Origin of the sequence: Acinetobacter sp. YH12098 (genome assembly GCF_013419235.1) — a bacterium.
Lineage (GTDB): Bacteria > Pseudomonadota > Gammaproteobacteria > Pseudomonadales > Moraxellaceae > Acinetobacter > Acinetobacter amyesii.
In genome coordinates this window covers 14,677-38,271 of the sequence record NZ_VPAO01000017.1, presented here as the reverse complement: position 1 = coordinate 38,271, position 23,595 = coordinate 14,677, and the positions used below count along the sequence as shown (strand labels likewise).

Genomic DNA, 23,595 nt, shown 5'->3' with positions numbered 1-23,595 from the left:
TAGAACAGCCAGAAAATTTAGCTGCCAGCATACTTAAGTGGCTGAATATATTGTCCCTTTAAATATAAACAGCCCTCAATAGAGAGCTGCTTTTTAGCATACACTTCACTTGATGGATGATTGATAGTGAATACAGTACGTCTAAACCTATTCTAACCATTCATACTGCACCACCATGTAAATCGTTATTTACGCTGTGGAACTTCAGCCCACCGTGCATAACTCTTCGTGCTTTTCAGCACAGTGTCCGCTTGTTTTGCAGCGACGCCACTATAGTCCTGAGAGAAACTATCTGAATTTTCATCAAAACTCGCACCATCAAATAATGGGAAAGTACCGGCTTTTTTCTGAATCACCACATCATCAATCATCCAACCGCGGAAACCGTTATAAAGTTGATCGACTGTTCTGAATTGGAATTTCAGCTGAACATTGGCCTTGCCTGCATATTCATCTAATGAAATTGCTTCTTGCTGAACAGCAGCCGGTGCGAGGTTAAAGCCTAAATTACTGTATGGAATCGGCGCGCGCTCATATGCCGAGGATGGATCTGCCAGCGGGTTTAATCGAGCCAAAGTCTTGAAGCTGTTACCGCCGTCGGTAGAAACTAAAATATTCATCAAATCGAATCCCTGATTATTTGGATTGACCGACTCAATTTCCCACCATGTTTTAAAGCTTAAACTCAAAGGCGCCTGATACTGGCTTAGATTAATGGAAGGTGAAATCAATTCACCCCTATTGTCATACTGCGAGGTGCCGCCATCAAACTCTGGAGCCGTAGATGAATCACTTAAAGCACCAATAAAGTTGCCATTTACTTTGTCACCATACCAATATGCCGTATTACCTTGCAGTGGCTCAGGCACCTTGCCTTGGCTCTGATCATTCGGCGCTAAGCGCACACGCTGATTTACTTGATTATTACGAATGTTGTGACCTTTGTTTAGCAACTGCCAATCGACATTAGCCACACTTGGCTGCGACCTTGTCCATGCATTGCGAGTAGCAGAATCCGCTTCAAAAGTTTCACGCCATACCGCATCTACAGATGCTGTTTCAGGCAGCACTTCAAATTGATAGCCCGATGCAGAAGAAGCAATGACCATAACTTTTTTCGTAATAGTGTTAATTCCTGCACCGTTAATGGTGAGCGTGGCATTTTTCAATGCTTCAAGCAGATCATTGCTCACATTAAATGAAAGCGTGAAATATCCATTGGCATCAGTCAAAGCACTAACAAATGCGCCATTGGTCGCTGTACCGCCAGACAATGACACTTGCGCATTCGCCAAAGGTTTCCCTTTAAAAATCACTTGACCAGAGAATGTTCCGACCACTGCATCATTGACAGGTGCATCGCTTAAGGTCTGACAGTCTTGGTCTAAACAGTTGAGTATCACATTCAGCACAATGCTCTTATTGGTATTTTTAGGATGGATCAAGAATGCTGAAACTGCAGACTGTCCATTTTTAGTGACCAAAACATAATATGTGCCTGCAGCCAATTTAGGCAGCTTAACGATGCCTTGAGCATTAGCAAGGTAACTTTGACCTTTAAAATGAGTCGCTGTCGGTAAACTGTTGATCGGTGGAAATAACTGTTCAGAATCATCTGCTGTGATTTCATTTATTGTCGCTTTCAAACTACCTGCTTGTACCTTCTGCCACTCTTCATCACTTAAAATCTGAATCGACGCAGCATTTAATGCAAGATTATTTACATCCAACAGCGTCAGCTCTTCTACACTTTTTTGTACCATGGCATCGGCAACTGGCTCTGACGGTACGCTTCCTGTCTCATCACGATCACTACCACCACATGCCGTTAAACCCAAGACACCCGTGACCATTATTATTTTTGCAAATGCTATATTTTTCATCTGTTCTGCCCTCTAATTTTCCATTTTTAAAATTATTATCTCTACATTGAACTCTGCCAGCCCAAACATACTGGTCAATATTCAAGCAAAATAATAACCAATTTTCATTAAATGCGCAAATTTCGCATTTTTATGTGATTTTTATCATTCATCCAATTGCCATTGTTTTGCTGTTAAGGGATGCCCATTCCTTCAAAAATGGAATACTAATAAATATCTAATACTGATAAAAACTTTAAAAAATAAAAAATTTACGATATAAATAAAAAAGGTTATAGATAAATTCAAACTTATCCATAACCGAACAATTTAAATTCCATTATGACAATGCAAAGCTTTTTTTAATACATATCAATACGGTTAAATAAAACAACTGCTTAAAACTTTACACATTCTAAAGAAGCTAATCTGTTTACAGTCGCTGGTCCAACAGCACTTACCATAGATATTGCGCATATATTTGCGCGCCCATACGTTTTGCTTGGTTGGTATTGAATGAATCTGCTATGTATTTAAAACCAAAGTTTTCATGTTTGACGGAAAGGCCAAACGAATTGGTTTGGGGTTCAAAATGGATTCCCCACATTAGCCCTGTATTCCAATATGCATTGAGCTGCCAAAGACTTATATACTCATTTGAGATTGAACTGAGTCCTAAACTCCAAGCCTGCTCTGAGTCATAATTTAAATCCGAATAAATTTTAAATGGCAGCTTTTGCGCATAGGTCTTATCTTTATCAAACTCTCCCTGAATATCAAACCGTGGACGCTTATCTTGATCATAGCTGATGTTATATCGTGTGTATGGAGCATCTTGCCAATATAAATATGCCAATGCATCCTGAATATTAATTTTTAAATTCCAATTTTTTGCAATAGCACCTCTTAAAGTCGCATCTAGGGCATAGCCATACCCGCTATGCGCCTGCTCATTCCAGCCCATTTTATCTTCTTTCAAAGCAGGATGATCATAACTGTAATCTATGCTCCCATTCAGCCATTTGACGCGGTCCATAAGCTCTTGCTGATCTGTCGTTACCCCTAGCGCATTAATATGACCATCAATATAATGACGCCCAATTAACGCGGTTATACCCGTTTCTAAATTCCAATTCGAACTAATGGGCCATGTATAGGCAGCCCGAGACCCAACAGTATCAATATGCTGTGCTTCAAGCCTCAAGTCATACGTTGAGTTTGCATCGATAGGCAGTTCATTTTGTATTTGATAATAAAGCTTTGCTGTATCCTCACTGAAATTGAGCGCATAGTCATATCGCCAGATCCAGCTAAAATCCCAATTACCCTGCTTTACGCCCAATTGCATTAAACCATGAGCAAATGCATTTTTTCCTGATTTAAACTTAGAATCATCCCAATCATCTGTAAATGCATGAATCGCTAACGGTTCACTATAAACATCTGCTTGCACTTGATAATAGATAGCCTCTTGTGCATAGCTATAAAACGGGAGCGATAATCCCAATAATACTAATTTTTTTTTCAACATAGAAAAAAGGGGGAACATCGTTACCCCCTCTCCTTAATTCATTATTATGGTGCAATCATTAGCACAGTGTTATCGGTAAATTTCGCAGAATAAATGCTATTCGATACTCTATTGATCGTACCGTAGCTAACAGTACCGACTTTAATATCAGCAGAACTGAATTGATCTAAATCTGGAATTTCTACAAATGCACCATTCGCATGAGATACTCTTGACCAGATAATTGGAGATTGCGCGATCAGATTGTCAGTTTTTACATCTATATTTAATGTATTTTGATCAACTGTAACTTTAAGATTTGCTATCCCTTTTTGGTAATCATTCCTTTTAGCGTTAAGCAGTAAACTGAATGGCTTCACAGCAGCCCCCCCACCTTTTACGTTACCAGAGAGATTAACTGTCAAATCTGCATTAATAAATGCAGCCGCAGATTCGCCTTGGGTAATATCAAAGGTTTTAGTCAGATCATTTTTTAGCTTAATATTTGCATCTAAGCCTAAGTTTTCTGCTCCGCTTAAAGCTTCACCTTTCAAAATAATTTCATATGGAATAATTTGATTAAATGTTTCAGTACCATTTTTGAATTTAACTCGAGCAGCTTTGCTTGAAAGTTCAGTTAAATTCAGCTTCGCGTTCTGAGTTGTTAACAAAACATTTAAAAATTTAAATTGTGCCGTAACCGGAGCATTTTCACTTTCTGAGTCTTCCAGCTTGATAGCTGTATCATAAACAACTTGAGCGGTACTGTTGCTATTAAACCCTAAGCTTGATTCTAATCCATCCGCATTTTTAGCTGTGATTTTACCGCCTGAAACTATTTTAAAATCATGCTGTTTTGCAGATGCTGTGAATGGCGCATCCAACTTTAAATTGCTTACAGTAATCAAAACCGCATCGCTAAAAACATCTTTTCCAGTAAAAGTACTGCTATCCCAAATATAGTCCATCCAATATTTAGCCGATACACTTCCATTAACAGAAACTGAAGTCGGTGTTACGCTGATTTTAAGACCATTTTTGCTCAAAATATAATCTGGATAATATATCCCCCCATAGGTCGCATCATCCTCTAAAAGTGCCTCTAATTCTGCAGCGGTATAGTCTTTTGTGGAACCTTGAGCGTCTTTCTGCGCCAATGAAGCTAAAGTAATGATGAGATCAGAAGCATTACTAATATCATTTCCTGCATTACTTACAGCATCAAATGCAGGCTCATACTGAGACTGCAAACCTTTAAAACTGTCAAAATAGGCAATAATATTGTTCGTAGTTTTGATTAATACTTTAGCTTTCTCTAAATCTGTTGCTGGATTTGATGGGTTAGCTGTTTCCCCATTTGAACCGCCATTATCTGAAGTCCCACCGCTACTAGAAGACCCGCCGCCACCACCGCCACATGCAGTTAAAATTACAGAACAGCTTATTGCTAATAAGGTTTTTTTTAAAATCATTATGTTTTTCCCTCTTAAAAATACAAATAAAAAAGCCTTTAAAAATTAAAGGCTTTTAAAAAAAGATTCAAGAACAAAAAGTAACATTAATCCTCTGGATATTCAAAACGGTAGCCGACGCCATACACAGCTTGAATCCACTCATGACGGTTGCCAGTTTCCGCTGCATCTGAAATCTTACGACGCAGGTTTTTGATATGACTATCAATCACACGGTCAGCCACTTCAAAACTGTCTGGGTTAATATGATCAAGCAATTGCGCACGTGAATACACCTGCCCTACATGCTCTAAAAACAACTCAAGTAAACGAAACTCAGTTGGCGTTAAGCTCAACGCTTTTTGTTGATACCAAATACGTTGCTGTGCTTTGTCCATACGGAATAAATCATTCACCTCTGGCTCTGCTTTACGTTCTAAACGACGTAATACCGCTTGCACACGTGCCACCAACTCTTTCGGACTAAACGGTTTGCAGACATAATCGTCAGCACCCATATTGAGCCCCAATACACGGTCAATTTCTTCAGTGCGTGCAGTCACCATAATAATTGGCAGATCAGACTGCTCACGGACTTTACGGCAAATGGTTAAGCCATCCATACGTGGCACCATCAGGTCCAAAATCATTAGACTCGGCTTACGCTGCGTGAAGCTCTCATAGGCTTCTTGACCATCATGAAACATGCTGACTTCAAAGCCTGCAGCCTCTAGATAATCACGCACTAGCTGTGCAAGTTCCACTTCATCTTCAACCAACATGATATGTTTCATGCATGCTTCCTTTTAATATTTCATCTGTTTGGGAAATGTCAATTTGCAACGCAAACCGCCCAATGGAGAATGATCAAAACTCAATTCTCCGCCCAATGCTCTAGCTATTTTTACGGATAACGCCAATCCTAATCCTGTACCACCAGTTGCACGCGTACGTGAATCATCCACACGATAGAAACGCTCACCTAAACGTGCCAACTGTTCATCAGTTAAACCAAATGGGCTGTCATCAACATACACGGTCCACTGGGTTTCATCCTGCTCAGTATGAACATGCACTTCACCACCAGCTTCCGTATAACGAATACTGTTACCCAATAAGTTGACCATAATCTGTTTAAAACGGTCTATATCTAATTGTAATGAAGTGCCATCGCCCGTTGCTGTAATTTTCAAATCGGCTTGTTCAAACTTCGGTTTAAAGCTTTCAACCTCCTGCACAACGACATCCCACGGATTAATCGTAGTGAGATAACAATTTAATTGCTGTGCATCAGCTTGCGCCAAATCAGCCAAATCTTTGGTCAATTTTTTCAGACTACTGACTTGATTCAACATCGAAGTAAAATGCTCTGGCGTTGGCTTACGAATACCGTCCTGCATCGCCTCAATTTGAGCCTGCAACACCGCCAATGGGGTTTTTAATTCATGTGAAGTATCGGCCACCCATTGACGACGTGACGTTTCATGCTGATCGAGAATCACAGCCAACTGGTTCAATTCATTCGATAAATCACCAAGCTCATCATTACGGTTCACCGCGACTTGATGTTGATAATTGCCCTTTGTTAACTCACGTGTTCCCATTAACAAACGCTGAATCGGTTTTTTAAAGTAGGTCGCCAATAACAGTGCAGCAATTAAACTTGCAATAAATGTCAGCACATAAACCAATAACAAATAACGTTTTTGCTTACTAAAGAAGTTAATACTGATCGCATCATCTTGCTCGAGTACAGGTTTGAGCCCCAAATACCCCACGATTTGATTATTTACCATAATCGGACGATAAGAAATCTGTTCATCTGTCGGCTCACCCACCACAAATTGGCGCTGTGCATCATATAAAGATAAACGTGAACTCAAGCCCAAGCGGTCAGGCATTTGAATAAACTGTTTTTTACCACCATTGTTGGTATTGTTTTGAGAGGATTGACCGGCATCTTTATCTTTTTCATCCGCATTCGACTCTTTGGGGCGGAACACATTTTGATTCGCGCTTAAAGGAAATTTTAAACCTTCAAAGGGTTGAAACTCAGACGGTAAGTTTTGTTCAAGCCATTTTAGCTCTTCAGTTTTTTGTTCTGCCGTTTGCTGTGGCGTTGCCAACATCGATGCTGCATTCAAACTATGATCTTGAAAATAGCGCTGCTGCAATGCAATGTCATATTGACGACGTAACCACCACCGAGAGAGACGATCATAGTCATCTGGTGCTGCCTGCCCTTCAATTTGCAGAATCTGTGCCTGAATCGCATTGCCCCAATCATGATAGACCGTATACACATCGGCTAAATTTTCAATGACATGGTCAAGCTTTTGCATCTCGACATCGGCCACATATTTGGTGAAATTACGCTGCATATTCCAATGCAAAACGCCAAGACTTACCGTTGTGATGACGAGCGTCGTCAACAGCACAGTCAGAAACAAGCGTAGGGCAATCGGGATACGACGTATTTTCAAAAGAGAACTCTCATTTTTCTTCTATATTCATTATTGTAGCGAACACGCAACTAAAAAACTCTCCATTGTTTCTACATCTTTATTATTTAATCTTTAACCATCGGAAAAATATCTAATCTGGTGGGGGTAAAGACTATGAAACAAATGACTAAAATGGCTTTAATCGGTGCAAGCGTATTGAGCATGGGTGCACTCACTGCCTGTCAATCGACAACCGCACCAAAAGATAACGATCATGGCCGCATGATGAAACAACATCATGGTGATCAAGATCGTCGTATGTCACCTGAGCAACGTGAACATTTTAAACAAATGCGTGCCGAGCAACGTCAAGTGTTTGCTGATATGCAAAAAGCCTGCGATGGTAAGGCTACAGGTTCAACAGTTCAAGTAAAAGCTGGCGATAAAAATATTGATGGTACATGTACCATGGTGTTCAAAGCAGACCGTCAAGACATGAAAAAAGCACGTGGTGAACACAAACCAATGCGCGGTGAACATCATCCAATGCGTGGCGACATGCGTGGTCAGATGCAACGCGGTGAGCCACTGACTGATGCAAAACGTGCAGAACTGACTAAAAAGTTTGATCAACGTTTAGCAGAACGCCAAACGAAGCAACAAGCGATTATGAAAGCATGCCAAGGTAAGACTGATGGTAGCGCAGTTGCCATTAAAGTTGGCGAACAGCAAATCAATGGTAAATGTGAAGTTCGCTTCCAACCTAAAGCCCCTGTTGCCCGACGCCAGCCCCAGTAAAATAATCCAAACTTAGATCGCAATATCATTGTGTAAAAAAGGCACTCCCATGAGTTAATGCCAGTCAGTTAAGAGATTGACTGGCTTTTTCTTGGGTATTTTTGAGGTTTTCCTTTTACAACCCTTGGATAACTCCTCACTCTTCTCTCAGGTATAACATACCGATTAGATTTCTCCATTAAACTTTCCAGATGTTTGGGGAGATTACCTGCAGAAGCCAAAGAGTCGAATCTGAGTAAATTAAGAAGGGCAATAGATGCAATATGAAAACTGATTCTCAAAGGACTTACTTTAGCTCGTTGAGCCATACGTTTCATTTGTCGTCTCAGAACATTATAGGCAATCAAGACACCCCATAATTCTTGATAAATTAAGTCTGGTTGCTTGCTTCTTAAGAGCTTACCTTTCTGCAAATTGCTTTTAATTTCTCGGTAACACATTTCAATTTCCCAACGCTGAGCATATAACTTTGCCAAGGCTATAAGTGGGTATGTCTTTGAATCTAATAATGAAGTAATGTAACGTCTGATTTTTCCTGCCTGCTCAACTTCAATCAAACGTGCCTCCCAATAATCCCCTAACGTTGGGTTAAGCTTCTTGGCTCTAGGTGATATTGGTATCCTGATATGAAAATCATGTGGGGAATTCCGTTTAATAATTTCATAACGTAAATTATCTTTTGCTCGCATCAGCCAATGACTTGATTCTGCACGTGTTTGCCACCCTATTAGAAAATCAGCAGAGAAATAAGCTCGATCAAATAATGTAATACTTTGTGCTGGTGGAGATAATTGATTTGCTAATGTGAGTTCACCCTGATCCATACTGCCTATTTGGGCATCTATGATTTCATGGGTATTGGTATTGACTAGGCACGTGGCTCTCACTTGTGGGTAAGGTGCTACAGCAGTTTTACCTTTAGATGAGCCAAAATGATTAAAGTTCTCTTCGGTCAGCGGCATAGACCAAACCACCCCATCAACAGCACATATACTAAGTCCTTGAAAGCTTGAATATTGTTGCTGTGTTTCATCAAACCATGCTTGGCTGAGCAGAGAGAATAAGGTACTTAAAGGCTCTTGTCCTAAACGTTGTCGTGCTTGGACTGCTGCACTAGGAACACAATATTCTGTTGTACCAAACACGAGGTTTAATTGCTCTACAACATAGCTGATGGGTTGATTTCGAAACAAGGCAAGCCCAATAACAAGCCAAACCACATGCTCAGCAGGTAATTTTCTCCTTCTGATTGATGCCTTACCTGTTTGATGCAGGCTTGTTTCAATCCAATTTAAATCAATAAGTTCACAAAAATGGTTGAGTGATGGGAGAGAATGTTCAAGAGTGGATTCTAAATGTTCAGATAAAGACATAAAAAAATGAGCGTATTCACATACACTCATTTTTACTACATTTTACTAAAATTTGCTTAACTGACTGGCATTACTCCCATGAGTGCCTTTTTTATTGGACATATCTTTTTACGCTTTTTGACTATTTGTGTCATTCATTTTCATCTAAAAGCGTTTACACTCAATGCACTTAGCTTTTTCAAGGGATATTTCTTTGACTTTACAGTCACCAACAAATCACCCTGAAATGCTTGTACCCAATAAGAAGATGTTGCACGATTAGAACCATTCCAATACGTGTCATTGAAGACACGTTCAAATGTTATTTAGGATTACTAACGCTGGTAGAAACCAGTATTGAGGAAAACGATATGCCACAATACAAAGCGCCCTTACGTGATATGCAATTTGTTCTGCATGAACTTTTAAAAGCAGAAGATCACTATGCACAACTGCCTGCATTTTCTGACACCGTAAGTCGTGAGTTGGTTGACCAATATCTAGAAGCTGCTGCTGACTTCTGTGAAAATGAACTTTCTCCTCTTAACCAAGTCGGCGACCGTGAAGGTTGTACTTGGAATGATGGCGTTGTAACAACACCAACTGGTTTTAAAGAAGCGTATCAAAAATATATCGAACTCGGTTTCCCATCTTTATCTGCTGAAGAACAATACGGCGGTCAAGGCTTACCGGTTTCTTTAGGCAACATCATTTCAGAAATGGTGGGTACGTCGAACTGGGCATGGGGTATGTACCCTGGTCTATCTCATGGTGCTGTCCGTACATTAGAACATCACGGTTCTCAAGAGCAAAAAGACACTTACCTTCCTAAACTTGTTTCAGGTGAATGGACTGGTACGATGTGCTTAACAGAATCTCATGCAGGTTCTGACTTAGGTATTATCCGCTCTAAAGCTGAACCACAAGCAGACGGTAGCTATGCAATTTCTGGCGAGAAAATCTTTATCTCTGCTGGTGAACACGACATGGCTGAAAATATCATCCATATCGTCCTTGCTCGTCTTCCAGGTGCACCAAAAGGCACGAAAGGTATTTCATTATTCATCGTACCTAAATTCAATGTAAATGCTGATGGCTCAATTGGTGAGCGCAATGCGGTACGTTGTGGTTCGATTGAACACAAAATGGGTATCCATGGTAACGCGACTTGTGTCATCAACTTTGATAACGCAAAAGGCTTCTTGATTGGCCCTGAAAACCGCGGTCTAAACTGCATGTTCACATTCATGAACACTGCACGTATCGGTACTGCTGTACAAGGTCTTTCAGCTTCTGAAGGCGCTTTCCAAGGTGCACTTGCTTACGCAAAAGACCGTTTGGCAATGCGTTCACTTTCAGGCCCTAAAGCACCTGAAAAAGAAGCAGATCCAATTATCGTTCACCCTGCAGTACGCATCATGCTGCTTACGCAAAAATCATTTGCTGAAGCTGGTCGTGCTCTGGTTTACTTATTGTCTTTCCATGCCGATATCGTGGAACAAGGTGCAACTGAAGAAGAACGTAAATTCTCTGACAACATCTTGTCTCTATTAACACCAATTGCTAAAGCATTCTTAACTGAAACAGGTTCTGAGTCTGCTAAACACGGTGTTCAAGTATTCGGTGGCCATGGTTTCATTTCAGAACACGGTATGGAGCAAATCGTACGTGATACACGTATTTCTTGCTTGTACGAAGGTACGACTGAAATTCAAGCAATTGACTTGTTAGGCCGTAAAGTATTGGGTACTCAAGGTGCAATGTTGAAAGACTTCACCAAGATCATCCATAAATTTGTTGAAGCTAACAAAGACAACGCTGCCATGAAAGAATTTGTTGAGCCGCTTGCTGCGCTAAACAAAGAATGGGGCGACCTAACCATGCAGATTGGTATGAAAGCAATGCAAAACCCTGAAGAAGTGGGTGCTGCTGCGGTCGATTACCTATACTTCTCTGGTTATGTAACGCTTGCTTACCTATGGGCTCGTATGGCGTTAGTTGCACAAGAAACTTTAGCTGCAGGAACAACAGATGTTGATTTCTACAATGCGAAAGTAACGACTGCTCGCTTCTACTTCAAGAAAATCTTACCGCGCGTTCGCTCTCATGTAGAAGTGATCGCAGGTGGCCTAGATCCTCTTATGGCATTGGATGCAGAACACTTTGCATTCTAATGTGAATATCTAAAACATATTCAAAAAATTGTACTCTTGAGTGCAGAAATAGAGAAAGGACGGTCATAGCATTGGCAGTCCTTTTTCTTTATAAATAGTCCCATAATTTTACTTTGGTCAATTTTCTCCACGCTTTGTGTCGATACAAATTGCCCCAAGTCCACAGATTCAAACAATAAACAGGTGAACGAACATGCCAATTTATAATGCGCCGCTTGCAGATATGAAATTCATCTTAAATGATGTTTTTAAAGCAGAACAATTCTGGCAAAACAACGAAAATCTTGCTCACGTTGATGCTGCAACTGCAGAAGCCATTCTTGAAGAAATGGCAAAATTTGCGCAAAACGTCACTCATCCTTTAAACCGCACAGGTGATGAAGAAGGCGCAACCTATAGCAATGGCAATGTCACGACTCCTGCTGGTTTCAAAGAAGCATTCAAACAATATGCAGAAGGCGGTTGGATTGGTCTAGGCGCAGACGAAGAATGGGGCGGTCAAGGCATGCCAAAAATGCTGACTGTTCTGTCTGACGAAATGCTGTTTGCAACCAACCCATCCTTCATGCTCTACCCGCTTCTTTCCGTTGGTGCAGGCATGGCCTTAAACAGCTATGCATCACAAGAGCAAAAAGAAACTTATTTACCAAAAATGTATACAGGCGAATGGTCAGGCACCATGTGCTTAACTGAACCGCATGCAGGTACAGATTTAGGTATTATCAAAACTAAAGCCGAACGTAATGAAGACGGTACTTATAACATTACTGGTACGAAAATCTTCATCACTGGCGGTGACCACGACCTTTCTGAAAATATCATCCACTTAGTTTTAGCGAAAACGCCTGATGCGCCTGCGGGCTCACGCGGAATTTCACTATTCATCGTACCTAAATTCTTGGTGAATGCAGATGGTTCATTGGGTGAGCGTAATGCTGTAGGCCCTGGTTCTATTGAACATAAAATGGGGATCAAAGCGTCTGCAACATGTGTGATGAACTTTGATGGCGCGAAAGGCTACCTGGTTGGTAAAGAAAATGAAGGCCTTGCAGCGATGTTCGTCATGATGAACTACGAACGTCTGTCTATGGGTATTCAAGGCCTAGGTGCTTCTGAATTTGCTTATCAAAATGCAGCGCAATATGCGACTGATCGTTTACAAGGCCGTAGCGCTTCTGGCGTTCAATCGCCTGCAAAACCTGCAGACAGCATCTTAGTTCATGGTGATGTACGTCGTATGTTGCTGAACGCACGTGCCAACAATGAAGCGTCTCGTGCATTTGCGGTTTATGTTGGTCAACAACTGGACATTACCAAGTTCTCTACTGACCCAGAAGCAGTCAAAGCAGCCAATAACCGTGTTGCGCTATTAACACCGATTGCGAAAGCGTATTTAACTGATACAGCTTTCCAAGCAACACTCGATGCGCAAATGGTCTTCGGTGGTCATGGCTTTATTCGTGAATGGGGTATGGAACAATGTATCCGTGACCTCCGTATTGCACAGATTTACGAAGGGACCAACGGTGTTCAATCGCAAGACTTAATTGGTCGAAAAACCATTAAGTGCAATGGTGAATTCATTGCTGAATATATCCAAGAAATCCGTGATTTTGCCAATAACTTAGATGCCAGCTTGAACTACATCAAAGATGCAACCTTAGATGCAGCAGCTGAAGTTGAAGCTGTGACTCAATATGTACTTGAAGCTGCTCGTGAAAACATTGAGTTCCCGAACTCAGCAGCAGTTGATTACCTACATGCTGTAGGCCTGCTCAGCTTTGCCTATATGTTTGCCCGCATTGCAGATGCAGCAAAAGACAAAGATGGCGAGTTCTACCAAAACAAACTTGCACTGACTCTTTACTTCACGCAGCGTATTTTGCCTGAATTGGCTTTACGCATTGCCAAAGTGAAAGCAGGTTCTGAAGTGATCATGAACTTCTCTGAAGATTACTTTACCAACCAAGCTTAATTAGCCGTACAAAATCAAAAATGCCCGATTTATCGGGCATTTTTTTATTCATCTACTACTCTTATTACATAACCACTGAGTACAACTTTTTTCAAAAAATCATAAGCATATTTACTTATTCGCAATCACCTAATTCCATTCGATATGTAAAACAAGGATGGAGCTGATCGTCTAGCATTGGAAATGTAGCCCAATGCGTTGTATCTTTATCTTGTTTAAACCCTGCCTTCATTAAGACATTTTGTGATGCTAGATGTTCCTCAGCACAAAAAGATGAAACAACCTTCGTGACCTGATTCTGCTTTAAATACTTAATTCCCCCAATTAAAGCCTCAGTCATATAACCACAACCATGAAAATTCACCCCTAACCCAAAATGTATTTCTCCATGGTTGTCTTGATTGAAGAAATACAGTAAGCCCATCGCTAAATGCGTATTCTTATCACTAATCACCCATGCAAAATCAGGATTGTGTATCGACCAATAATGATCTGCCCACTTTTCTAAAACACTCTTAGTCTGTTGAATCGTTTTATGTGGCAACCGCTGCAGATAACGAGTTGCTTCTATATTCGAAAAATATGTTTCGTATAATGAAATTTCATCTCCTAACTGATACTTTCTCAGGCATAAACGTTCAGTTTCAATCATATTGGGCATGATTATTTAGCCTGTTATTTCATGGGATAAAATTTTTTGATCGACTCCGCCATTTCAGCATTCGACCTTTCCAAAGCTTTTTCCACATTCATCGCATCTATAGCGCTGCGATTTTGACTGACTTTAAATTTCCCGATCATCGACTGAATATCGATTTCAATTGCTACAATTTTTTCCAGTTGTTCCGCAATAAAATCATGAGGCGCATCGCCCATTTTCCATGGCATGGGTTGCGTCGCTTCATGAGTACGAGTTAAACAAGCCAAAATTCCACGTAAATATTTTTCATCTGCAATTTTACGTATCTTGCCTTTAACATGGACTACACGATAATTCCATGTCGGCACGACACGGTGATGTTCTTGTTTTCCTTCGTACCAATTTGGCGAAATATATGCTTCGTCGGCATGAAAAATCACATAGGCTTGCGCTGACTGATTTAGCAATTCAAACATTGGATTGGCCTTAGCAATATGACCGCGTAATACACCTAATTCGCCTGACTCAGCGTCATATTCTAGTGGTAAATGATTCACTTCCAACTCACCATTGGGTGCAGTCAGTATTACTGTCGCCAAAGCATACTTACGCATAAGATCAATCAGATCAGGCAGTTCGTCATGTTTAAAATGCGTTGGTTGATACATCGTCGCTTCATTCTTATAGGACAAAATTTAAGCTCAAACTTAACATTAAAACCTTTATTGAACCTAAAAAATATTTTTGTCATATGCGCTTCATGTGCATGAAATTTGCTTGGTATTTAATGACTTGTTCTTCATTGAATATTCACGCAATTTACACAGGAGGAATATATATGACACACCGTGATCCCAAAGTAGAAAAAATCGAAGCCCTCCTCGACCGACTTGGCAATATTGCTGTAGAAGGTTTTCATTATCTTGCACTGTTTGTCATCGGCTGTATGATTTTATGGTCTGCGGGTCATACCATTTTTGAAATTATTACGGTTAAACAATTCGCCACGATTGACGATATTTTATTATTGTTTATTTACCTCGAACTCGGTGCCATGGTCGGAATTTACTTCAAGACGAACCATATGCCTGTACGTTTTTTAATTTATATTGCCATTACTGCCCTAACCCGCTTGCTCATTGCGGATATTCAACATGACCATAAAGCAGATATGGGCTTGGTCATTACCACAGGTTCGATCCTCATTCTTGCTGTGGCCATTTTGATTGTGCGCTATGCCTCTTGGACTTACCCTTCGGTTATTCGAGATAAGCATTCCGAGAAGCCACTGCCTGAAGGAAAAACCCCTCGCCCACAAGATGATGAATTGGCTTAAACACTAAATCGTTCCCTCTCCTTTTAGGAGATGAGTAGCACTGCTACGCAAGGGAAAGATTATAAACCTTATCGATTAGACACCAGCACATAGCGACCATTTTCAAAGATCCAGTACATGCCACTTGGGGGTGCAGGTAAACCTAAACGCTGCCAATCACTGATAAACGTATAGGTTGAACTGGAAATACTGGCACTGGCAGGATCGCCATTGACCCAACTATAGCTCTGCGAATTTTGGATAATCGTAGTCGGTGCTTGATATTGAATACTTATGCCATTTTGCACCTGTGGTGGATATGGACGGTTTGGATAATTGGGATATTGAGGGCGATGAGGATAGTTCGGGTAATGCTGCGGGTAATTGGGAGCATGCTGTGGATAGCTTTGACCATGTTGGGGATAACCAGGCCGATTCATCGACGGTGGGCGGTGTTGTGGCTTTGACGTATCTACACCTTGGTAATTTGCCCATTTGTTTTCCGCAAAAGTACTGGCTGAAGTCATTATCAGCATCACACCTGCCATTGCATAGAATAATGTTGCTTTCACTCAAGCTTTCCTTCACGGTATATAAATTAAGTATAAAACCCATTTTAGGAGAAAAAATGAATAAAAATCCATCAAATGCAAGAATTTGTTAATTTTCCGACCAAGCTGATCGCACCTTCATGCTAGCCTGTTTTTGATTGGATTATGCTAAGATTGATTTTATTTCGTAGTGGATCAAACGCTGTGTCTGAATTAAGTTTTGACCGACTTCATCAATTTTTTTCGAAAGTACCAAGTATCCAAGAAGCCTTAATCGACTCATATGGCACCGATGGCAAAAATGCGTGGTGGTTCAAATTTCAAATTAATGTAGATCACCCTTTAGCATGGCAAACCGTTCAAGAATTGGGTCATGTATTGAACTATATTTCTAAAAATGAACGCTTACCGACTCAATTTTTACCGGTTTCTCCGCCACCATATATGAATGGCGAAGCAAAACAATTCTTGTCTTGGGTGATTCAATGTAACCATGCTGACTTTCCTCCAGACGTAATTTGCGACTGGTTAGAAGCTCGTTTACCTCAACCGGTAGAAGATGCAGATAAATGGAAAATCAAAACCGATATTAAAGAATTAGATCAAATGTCAGATAAAGATTTAGATCAAATCGTTCCGCCGAATCCTGTACCGAAGAATTAATAATTGCTAAATACACCTCTCCCTAACCCTCTCCTGAAATGAGAGGGAATTCCTTCCCCCTTTGGGGGAAGGTTAGGATGAGGGGAAAATTAAAAAGTAGATATTCCGCTCCATTCCATAAAGCGATACAACACATATTTCAAGGTCGATTCATCTGCATATTTACTATAATCGACACTCATTTGTTTACCATCCAGATTTGACCAAGCCGTATTGAAGTACTGTGATGCATCTTTAAAAACTTGCGCATCTTTCAGACCAATCACGCGTAAATCCGTTTCTAAATTATAGTTTTTCAAGTTACGCGCCGTGAAATTTGCCGAACCTAAAATCATATCGGCTTGATAAGCAGTTCGTTTTAAAATCATCTTGCTATGGCACTGCTCACCATGGGTATTACACCAACGTACATCAATACCCGCATCATGTAATTCGGATGCTACAGGTCGATTTGGAATGCCATTTTTGGTACGACCAAAAGCATCTTTATTCGGATCGAGTAATACACGAACTTTCACGCCACGTTCATGCGCAGCAATGAGTGCCTTGGTAATTTTACGTTCTGACAAGTAGAACATAGCAATATCAATTTCAGTTCCAGCTTTCTTCGCACTATCAATTAAGTCGAGTGTGGCATCATAAATGGCTTTTTCAGTCAGCACTTGAACCTGTGGCTGAGTTTTCGCGGCTTCAACATCCTTAATCACCACAAATGGAATATTGGCTTTTGACATCATGCCTACGGCTTGCTCAGTCTTTAACAGATCAATCGCAGTCATGCCTTTGACGGTTAAGGCCACATTAGAATGTCGTGAGCTACCATCATGCGGATTCATAGAGGTGACTAAACCTTTCCAACCTTCAACGGTATCTACCACCAAGGTTTTACGATGATTGGCTTTAAAGTTGAAAAGATCCATATAACTGCGGATCGTCACCTTTTCGGTTCCCAATGGGTTCGGTAACCAGCCTTTTTCAGGATTATTGCCAATATCTTGACAACAGATATACCAAAAACCTGACCATGCTGGATTAGACGCACGAAGCGGCACCAAATTGGTTTCCATCAACTCAATGCCCCCTTGTCGTAATTGACGATAATGCTCGGGTTGAATGCCGCCATATACCGAATTGACAGGGTCAGTAATCACAAAAATTTCCACTTGAGGTGATACGCGACGCTTCAAAATCAGCGCATCGGTCAGCTCCTGTGTTAATTGTTCGTGTTTTAATTGAGAGTCGCCAACTTGCGGATTAAAGAGAAACATATCCAACACAATGGTCGACTGTGCTTCTTCAATCATTTTCAGCATTTCTTTAAAAATGCGATGTTCCTGTTGCTGCTTTCCTTGCACATCGATATAGGTTTCATCCACTAAAAAGTTCACTTCAGCATGGCGAAGTTTTCCCGTGTAGTTCAGCCCTTCAGGGAGTGGTTTTAGCGTGTGATAGGTTGCCGATGCCAAATAACCTAAAACCAATAAACCAATGACCACACCCACATAGCGACGACGTGACCAATTGAGCTTGTGATGTATTCGTTGAATGATGCGCATAAGAAAAAACCTAGTCTAATGCGCTCAGACTAGGTTTTATTCATTGATTTTTCAAGAGGATTTCTGTGACTTTACCTAGACTTACTTAGAAAAGTCTGTGCAAATTCAATTAGAAACCAAATTCAAGACCGACCGTAAAATTACGACCGACTTGAGGAATATTGGCAAGGAATGACGTGTGAGAATAAACATCTTCATCCAATAAATTATTGGCTTTGAAATAAACCCGATAATCATTTTGATCTTTCAACTGACCACTATAGGCTACACCCAAGTTCACCATGTTGTAGCCATCTGTTTCACGCTCAAATGCAGTGATTTTGTCTTGTTTGAATACATGTGAATATTCTGCAAGACCTGACCAACCATCGGCAAAGTCAACATCGACCTTGGTTCCTAAACGCCCTGCAGGCACACGTGGCGCATTTTCACCATCAATTTTGCCGCGAACATAATCACCAAAGACACTGAGTTTATACATATCATTGATGGCATAGCCTACTTGAGCTTCCGCGCCATAAAACTTAGCTTTGTCTTGGGTGTAATCAACTAAGCGGAAGTTTTCAAAATTATCTTTGGTTGCGGCATAAATGTAGTTGTCATACCAGTTGTGGTACACATGAACGTGATAATCCAACTGATCTTTTTCATAATGGAAACCTAATTCTAGATTATTGGATTTTTCAACATCTAGATTTTCATTCCCACGTTCATAGGTATTGGTCGCAAAATGCTTGCCATCTGCATACAGCTCTTGCGCCAATGGCAACCGCTCTTGATGAGAACCCACCAAGGACAATTTATAATTGGGTGCAAACGCCCAATTCACAGCACCTGAATAAGAGATGCCATAATCATCATAGTCTTTTTGTGCAGAATCGATTTGAATTTTCTGCTGATCTACACGGGCGCCCAGCTCGACATGAAAATCACCAAATTGTTTATGTTCTAAACCAAATACACTCCATTTTTGGGTTTTATTTGGGTTCATCAGTGACTCTTCACCACTGATATTGAGCTTTTGCTGATTGTATTGTGCGCCAATCACACCTTCCCAATCCGCAATCGGGTTATGCACCAACTCTAAACGACCATCATAGCCCTGACTTTTAAAGGTCGTTGCCGCTGTATCACCTTCAATTTCGTCATGTTGATAATCTGTATAACTTGCATGTGCACGGAGTTTTTGGAAGCCCGCAAACGGATTCGCAAGTTCGGTACGGAAATCATAACGTTCTGACTTTAAGTCGACCCATGGACCTGCTGCATCATGATCGTGATCATGTTCATCATGGGCTGAATGATCATGCTCATCGGTATGCCCATGGTTGTCATGACCATCACAATGTAAATGGTCATCATGTGGATGACAGCTTTCATATTCATGACTATGACCCGGCAGGCCATATTGGTCTTGTCGGTTGCTATAAGACAGTCCAGCAAAACCACGATCATGAATCCATGACGCGCCCACATTGACATTTTGCCCTTCTGCAAAAGTGTTGCCAACGCGGCGTTCTTTTTCTAATTCACCATCATGATCATGGAAATAATTGGGTGAAATATAGTCATTGGCTTTTCGTTTCGAGCCTTCTACACGGATGGCAAATTGCTCACCTAAAGCAGCCGTGACACCGGCACTCGCCAATTTTTCATCACTGCCTGAGTTATAACGAACCCCAACTTGCCCTTCATAACCTTTATCAGGAATCGCCGTTGGAATTTTCTGATCCGTCACATTGACCAAACCGCCAACTGTGCCTGCCGCGTATAACAGCGTTGATGGCCCACGGATCACTTCAATTTGTTTTGCCAAAATCGGATCAACCGTAACCGCATGGTCAGGAGATAAGGTCGAAACATCAGCAGTCTCTGAGGCATGTTCTAAGACTTTGACACGAGGACCATCTTGACCACGCAGCACAGGACGACTTGAACCTGCACCAAACTGATTTGAATATACACCCGGCTGTCCCGCTAGGGCATCACCAATTGTGACGCCACCTTGTGCAAGGGCCTTATGTTGAATGACATTATCGGCAACAGCAAAATCTGCCGCACTTTGGTTTAAAGGATGGACCTGAACATTAATGGCTTCGAGCTTTTGTACCTGTTGTTCTGGGTCATCGGCATAAAGGTTGGGTGCAATCACTGCAAAAATCGAAACAGTTATTAAATTCTTATGAAAAGACATGTTGGAGAGACTCAAATCAGGCTATTTTTGAATAATGTTATAATATAACATTTCATTCATTTTGCAATAAAAAACATTCTAATCTGCCCAAATCATATACACTCACCTATACCACATTGTATTTATTCATATATTTATTTTAGTTCAATGCCTTTTACCATATCCCATGCTGTACTCGCACCGCCTATTTCCAAATTAAGCGGAAATCGCCTGCCTATTGCAGCACTCGCAATTGGTAGCATGGTGCCAGATTTATTCCGTTTATTTACCAATGCTGACTATGCAGGTTCACATCAATGGTCGGGGTTAATTGTTCCAAACTTAATCCTAGGTTTGCTGTTTTGTGTGCTGTGGTATGTGCTTTATCGCTCGATGTTATTTGCTTTTTTTGGTTTAAATAAGCCGCTGCATCTACAGAATTTCAATCAATGCTGTGGGTTTATCCTAAGTCTCATCCTCGCACTCATCATTGGAACTTCGACGCATATTGTTTGGGATGGCTTGACCCATGTTGACTTTCGTACCTTTGCATTTAAGGATCTATTGAGTCTACCGATTCAATTTTTTGGTCATTCATATCCCCTACATCGCGTGTTGCAAATTGGATTATCTGGCTTGGCACTCCCCGTTTTGGCATGGATGATTTATCGTCATCATCTTCACTATCGAAGTACTGCAAACGTCCCCACATCCATCAAAGTCTATGTATATGGTTTAGCGGCCCTGTCTTTAGCTGCGGGCATCGCAAGTTATTTTTATTTTGCTGACAGTATTTATTCAGATGCCTTTGTACACGACCTGTATGCCTATGTCGGCAAGGCTATTAATTATTTTTTCCGTGCATTTTTAGCCACGTTTAGCCTCGGTAGTCTGATATTTCTGATCTTAAGCAAGAGCACCAATATTTTTTCAACGTCATCGGCTTAAGCCCATCATTGACCGAAAATTTGCTGTAAATTTGGCTGTTTTAGCAATAAGTCCTTGTGACAAAACAGCCAAAAAGAGGCATAATCCCCTATTCGAATAAAAGCGGTACGCTGTTTACGTATTCGCTGACCTTAACCCATATAGTTGGATTTCTAACGCTATGATGCGAACTCATTACTGCGGCTCACTTACTGAAGCCCAAATCGACCAAACCGTTACATTATGCGGTTGGGTTCACCGTCGCCGTGACCACGGTGGTGTAATCTTCCTTGACATGCGCGACCGTGACGGCCTTGTTCAAGTAGTGATTGACCCTGATACTCCTGAAGCTTTCGCGACTGCTGATAAATCACGTTCAGAATTCGTATTAAAAATTACAGGCCGTGTACGTCGTCGTTACGCAGGTACTGAAAACGCGAATATCGTGAGTGGTCAAATCGAAGTTTTAGGCAAAGAAATTGAAGTTCTTGCTGCGTCTGAAACTCCGCCATTCCCATTGAATGATGAAAATACCAATATTTCTGAAGAAGTACGTTTGAAATATCGTTTCCTCGATATTCGTCGTCCAGAAATGTTAGATCGTTTACGTTTCCGTTCTAAATTAACAAACCTTATTCGTAACTACTTCGAAGAAAATGGTTTCCTAGACGTGGAAACACCGATTTTGACTCGTGCGACTCCTGAAGGTGCGCGTGACTATTTAGTACCAAGTCGTGTTTCTAACGGTAGCTTCTATGCACTTCCACAATCTCCACAATTGTTCAAACAGTTGTTAATGGTTGGCGGTATCGATCGTTACTACCAAATTGCTAAATGTTTCCGTGATGAAGACTTACGTGCTGACCGTCAGCCTGAATTCACACAAATCGACGTTGAAACATCGTTCATGAGTGACGATGACATTATGGATTTGATGGAACGTTTAACGGTTAAGATGTTCAAAGAACTTCTAAACGTTCAGTTCGACAAGTTCCCACGTATGACGTATGCAGATGCAATGCGTGACTATGCATCTGATAAACCTGACTTACGTATTCCTTTGAAACTTGTTGATGTTGCAGACATGATGCAAGACGTTGAGTTCAAAGTATTCGCAGGTCCTGCAAAAGATCCTAAAGGCCGTATTGTTGCGCTTCGCGTACCAGGTGCTGGCGCGCTTCCACGTAGCCAAATTGACGAATACACTAAATTCGTTGGCATTTATGGCGCGAAAGGCTTGGCTTACATCAAAGTCAACGAACTTGAAAAAGGTATTGAAGGTCTTCAATCTCCAATCGTTAAATTCATCGAGCCAATCGTACTTGATCTATTGAAACGTGTTGGCGCTGAAAATGGCGATATCGTATTCTTCGGTGCAGATAAAGCGAAAATCGTAAACGATGCGATGGGTGCTTTACGTATTAAAGTCGGTCACGACATGAAACTTGCAACTTGCGAGTGGGCGCCACTTTGGGTTGTTGACTTCCCAATGTTCGAAGAAACTGATGACGGTAAATGGACGTCTGTTCATCACCCATTCACGCTGCCAAAATCAAGCGTTGAAGAAGTGAAGAACAACCCAGGTGCTGCACTTTCTGTTGCTTACGATATGGTATTGAACGGTACTGAAATCGGTGGTGGTTCATTACGTATCTTCAATCTAGAAATGCAAAAAGCGATCTTTGAAGCGCTTGGTATTTCTGAAGAAGAAGCAGAAGAGAAATTCAGCTTCTTGCTTAACGCCTTGAAATTCGGTGCGCCTCCTCACGGTGGTTTAGCATTCGGTCTTGACCGTTTAGTGATGTTGATGACTGGTGCATCTTCTATCCGTGACGTGATTGCATTCCCGAAAACTAAGACTGCGGAATGTCCTTTAACCCAAGCGCCTGCGCCAGTTGAAGCGAACCAATTACGTGACTTAGGTATTCGCTTACGTGAAAAACCAAAAGCTGAAGAATCTAAATAATCTTACATTTTAAGATTTAGATTTTAAGTTTCAAAAAACCCTGCGCTATGCAGGGTTTTTTTATTTCAACCTATAAAAAGTGGTAGAAAACCTACAAAACATAAATTAAAGATTTGATTGACTTTGCTAATATCAAAACGCTTCAAGTACGTTATGATGTTGCACTACATCCTTTGAGCAATGGACAGCTCAATTTTCCACTTCCGATTATTTTGTTTTTAGATTCAGATCTTTTTGT

General features: G+C 41.0%; 18 protein-coding genes. 7 read left to right on the top strand and 11 right to left on the bottom strand.

All coding sequences use genetic code 11. The features are described from left to right. Nucleotides 1-185 precede the first annotated feature (185 nt). The 5 genes from FTU38_RS07190 to baeS form a co-directional block, all read right to left on the bottom strand. Complete coding sequence (locus FTU38_RS07190) at nt 186-1,883, bottom strand: carboxypeptidase regulatory-like domain-containing protein (protein ID WP_180110872.1); 1,698 nt, start codon at nt 1,881-1,883, stop codon at nt 186-188. A gap of 436 nt (nt 1,884-2,319) precedes the next feature. Further along, nucleotides 2,320-3,411: a hypothetical protein gene (locus tag FTU38_RS07185; protein ID WP_233945001.1), complete on the bottom strand. Its 1,092-nt coding sequence runs from the start codon at nt 3,409-3,411 to the stop codon at nt 2,320-2,322. 26 nt (nt 3,412-3,437) lie between these two features. Further along, complete coding sequence (locus FTU38_RS07180; protein WP_218946169.1) at nt 3,438-4,844, bottom strand: hypothetical protein; 1,407 nt, start codon at nt 4,842-4,844, stop codon at nt 3,438-3,440. An 86-nt stretch (nt 4,845-4,930) separates the two neighbouring features. Then, nucleotides 4,931-5,617 (bottom strand): response regulator, encoded by a 687-nt coding sequence (locus FTU38_RS07175; RefSeq protein ID WP_111885370.1) that lies wholly within the window; start codon nt 5,615-5,617, stop codon nt 4,931-4,933. A 12-nt stretch (nt 5,618-5,629) separates the two neighbouring features. Further along, the gene (gene baeS / locus FTU38_RS07170) at nt 5,630-7,306 is read right to left on the bottom strand and encodes a sensor histidine kinase efflux regulator BaeS (protein ID WP_180005488.1); all 1,677 of its coding nucleotides are present in this window, start codon (nt 7,304-7,306) and stop codon (nt 5,630-5,632) included. A gap of 135 nt (nt 7,307-7,441) precedes the next feature. On the opposite strand from baeS, the gene FTU38_RS07165 reads away from it, so the two are divergent. Continuing rightward, nucleotides 7,442-8,065, top strand: coding sequence for a hypothetical protein (locus FTU38_RS07165; protein WP_180110871.1), 624 nt, complete (start codon nt 7,442-7,444; stop codon nt 8,063-8,065). Nucleotides 8,066-8,133: 68 nt separating this feature from the next. Here the strand turns inward: FTU38_RS07165 and FTU38_RS07160 are convergent, their stop codons facing one another. Then, nucleotides 8,134-9,438, bottom strand: coding sequence for an IS4 family transposase (locus FTU38_RS07160; protein WP_180110870.1), 1,305 nt, complete (start codon nt 9,436-9,438; stop codon nt 8,134-8,136). Nucleotides 9,439-9,788: 350 nt separating this feature from the next. Between FTU38_RS07160 and FTU38_RS07155 the strand changes: the two genes are divergently transcribed. Both FTU38_RS07155 and FTU38_RS07150 read left to right on the top strand, forming a co-directional pair. After that, complete coding sequence (locus tag FTU38_RS07155) at nt 9,789-11,591, top strand: acyl-CoA dehydrogenase C-terminal domain-containing protein (RefSeq protein WP_180110869.1); 1,803 nt, start codon at nt 9,789-9,791, stop codon at nt 11,589-11,591. Nucleotides 11,592-11,784: 193 nt separating this feature from the next. Further along, entirely contained in the window at nt 11,785-13,566 is a 1,782-nt protein-coding gene (locus FTU38_RS07150; protein ID WP_078194153.1) for an acyl-CoA dehydrogenase C-terminal domain-containing protein, read from the top strand. A 115-nt stretch (nt 13,567-13,681) separates the two neighbouring features. On the opposite strand, the gene FTU38_RS07145 is transcribed toward FTU38_RS07150, so the two are convergent. Both FTU38_RS07145 and FTU38_RS07140 read right to left on the bottom strand, forming a co-directional pair. Then, nucleotides 13,682-14,227: a GNAT family N-acetyltransferase gene (locus FTU38_RS07145; RefSeq protein ID WP_180110868.1), complete on the bottom strand. Its 546-nt coding sequence runs from the start codon at nt 14,225-14,227 to the stop codon at nt 13,682-13,684. Nucleotides 14,228-14,241: 14 nt separating this feature from the next. Next, nucleotides 14,242-14,874, bottom strand: a complete 633-nt coding sequence (locus FTU38_RS07140; protein ID WP_180005498.1) for an FMN-binding negative transcriptional regulator — start codon at nt 14,872-14,874, stop codon at nt 14,242-14,244. Between the two features lie 170 nt (nt 14,875-15,044). Here FTU38_RS07140 and FTU38_RS07135 point away from each other — a divergent pair, with 170 nt between their 5' ends. Next, nucleotides 15,045-15,542 (top strand): phosphate-starvation-inducible protein PsiE, encoded by a 498-nt coding sequence (locus FTU38_RS07135; RefSeq protein WP_180094892.1) that lies wholly within the window; start codon nt 15,045-15,047, stop codon nt 15,540-15,542. A gap of 68 nt (nt 15,543-15,610) precedes the next feature. On the opposite strand, the gene FTU38_RS07130 is transcribed toward FTU38_RS07135, so the two are convergent. Continuing rightward, a complete protein-coding gene (locus tag FTU38_RS07130) occupies nt 15,611-16,093 on the bottom strand; it encodes an RcnB family protein (RefSeq protein WP_373684000.1) in 483 nt (160 codons plus the stop codon). A 183-nt stretch (nt 16,094-16,276) separates the two neighbouring features. Between FTU38_RS07130 and FTU38_RS07125 the strand changes: the two genes are divergently transcribed. Beyond that, nucleotides 16,277-16,735 (top strand): hypothetical protein, encoded by a 459-nt coding sequence (locus tag FTU38_RS07125; protein ID WP_111885397.1) that lies wholly within the window; start codon nt 16,277-16,279, stop codon nt 16,733-16,735. Nucleotides 16,736-16,824: 89 nt separating this feature from the next. On the opposite strand, the gene FTU38_RS07120 is transcribed toward FTU38_RS07125, so the two are convergent. Both FTU38_RS07120 and znuD read right to left on the bottom strand, forming a co-directional pair. Further along, on the bottom strand, nt 16,825-18,291 hold the full coding sequence (locus FTU38_RS07120) for a phospholipase D family protein (protein ID WP_180059427.1): 1,467 nt from the start codon (nt 18,289-18,291) through the stop codon (nt 16,825-16,827). Between the two features lie 109 nt (nt 18,292-18,400). After that, nucleotides 18,401-20,485, bottom strand: coding sequence for a zinc piracy TonB-dependent receptor ZnuD (gene znuD, locus FTU38_RS07115; protein WP_180059428.1), 2,085 nt, complete (start codon nt 20,483-20,485; stop codon nt 18,401-18,403). A gap of 147 nt (nt 20,486-20,632) precedes the next feature. Between znuD and FTU38_RS07110 the strand changes: the two genes are divergently transcribed. Further along, nucleotides 20,633-21,412: a DUF4184 family protein gene (locus FTU38_RS07110; protein ID WP_180110867.1), complete on the top strand. Its 780-nt coding sequence runs from the start codon at nt 20,633-20,635 to the stop codon at nt 21,410-21,412. A gap of 160 nt (nt 21,413-21,572) precedes the next feature. Beyond that, nucleotides 21,573-23,357 (top strand): aspartate--tRNA ligase, encoded by a 1,785-nt coding sequence (gene aspS, locus FTU38_RS07105; RefSeq protein ID WP_180004578.1) that lies wholly within the window; start codon nt 21,573-21,575, stop codon nt 23,355-23,357. Nucleotides 23,358-23,595 lie beyond the last annotated feature (238 nt).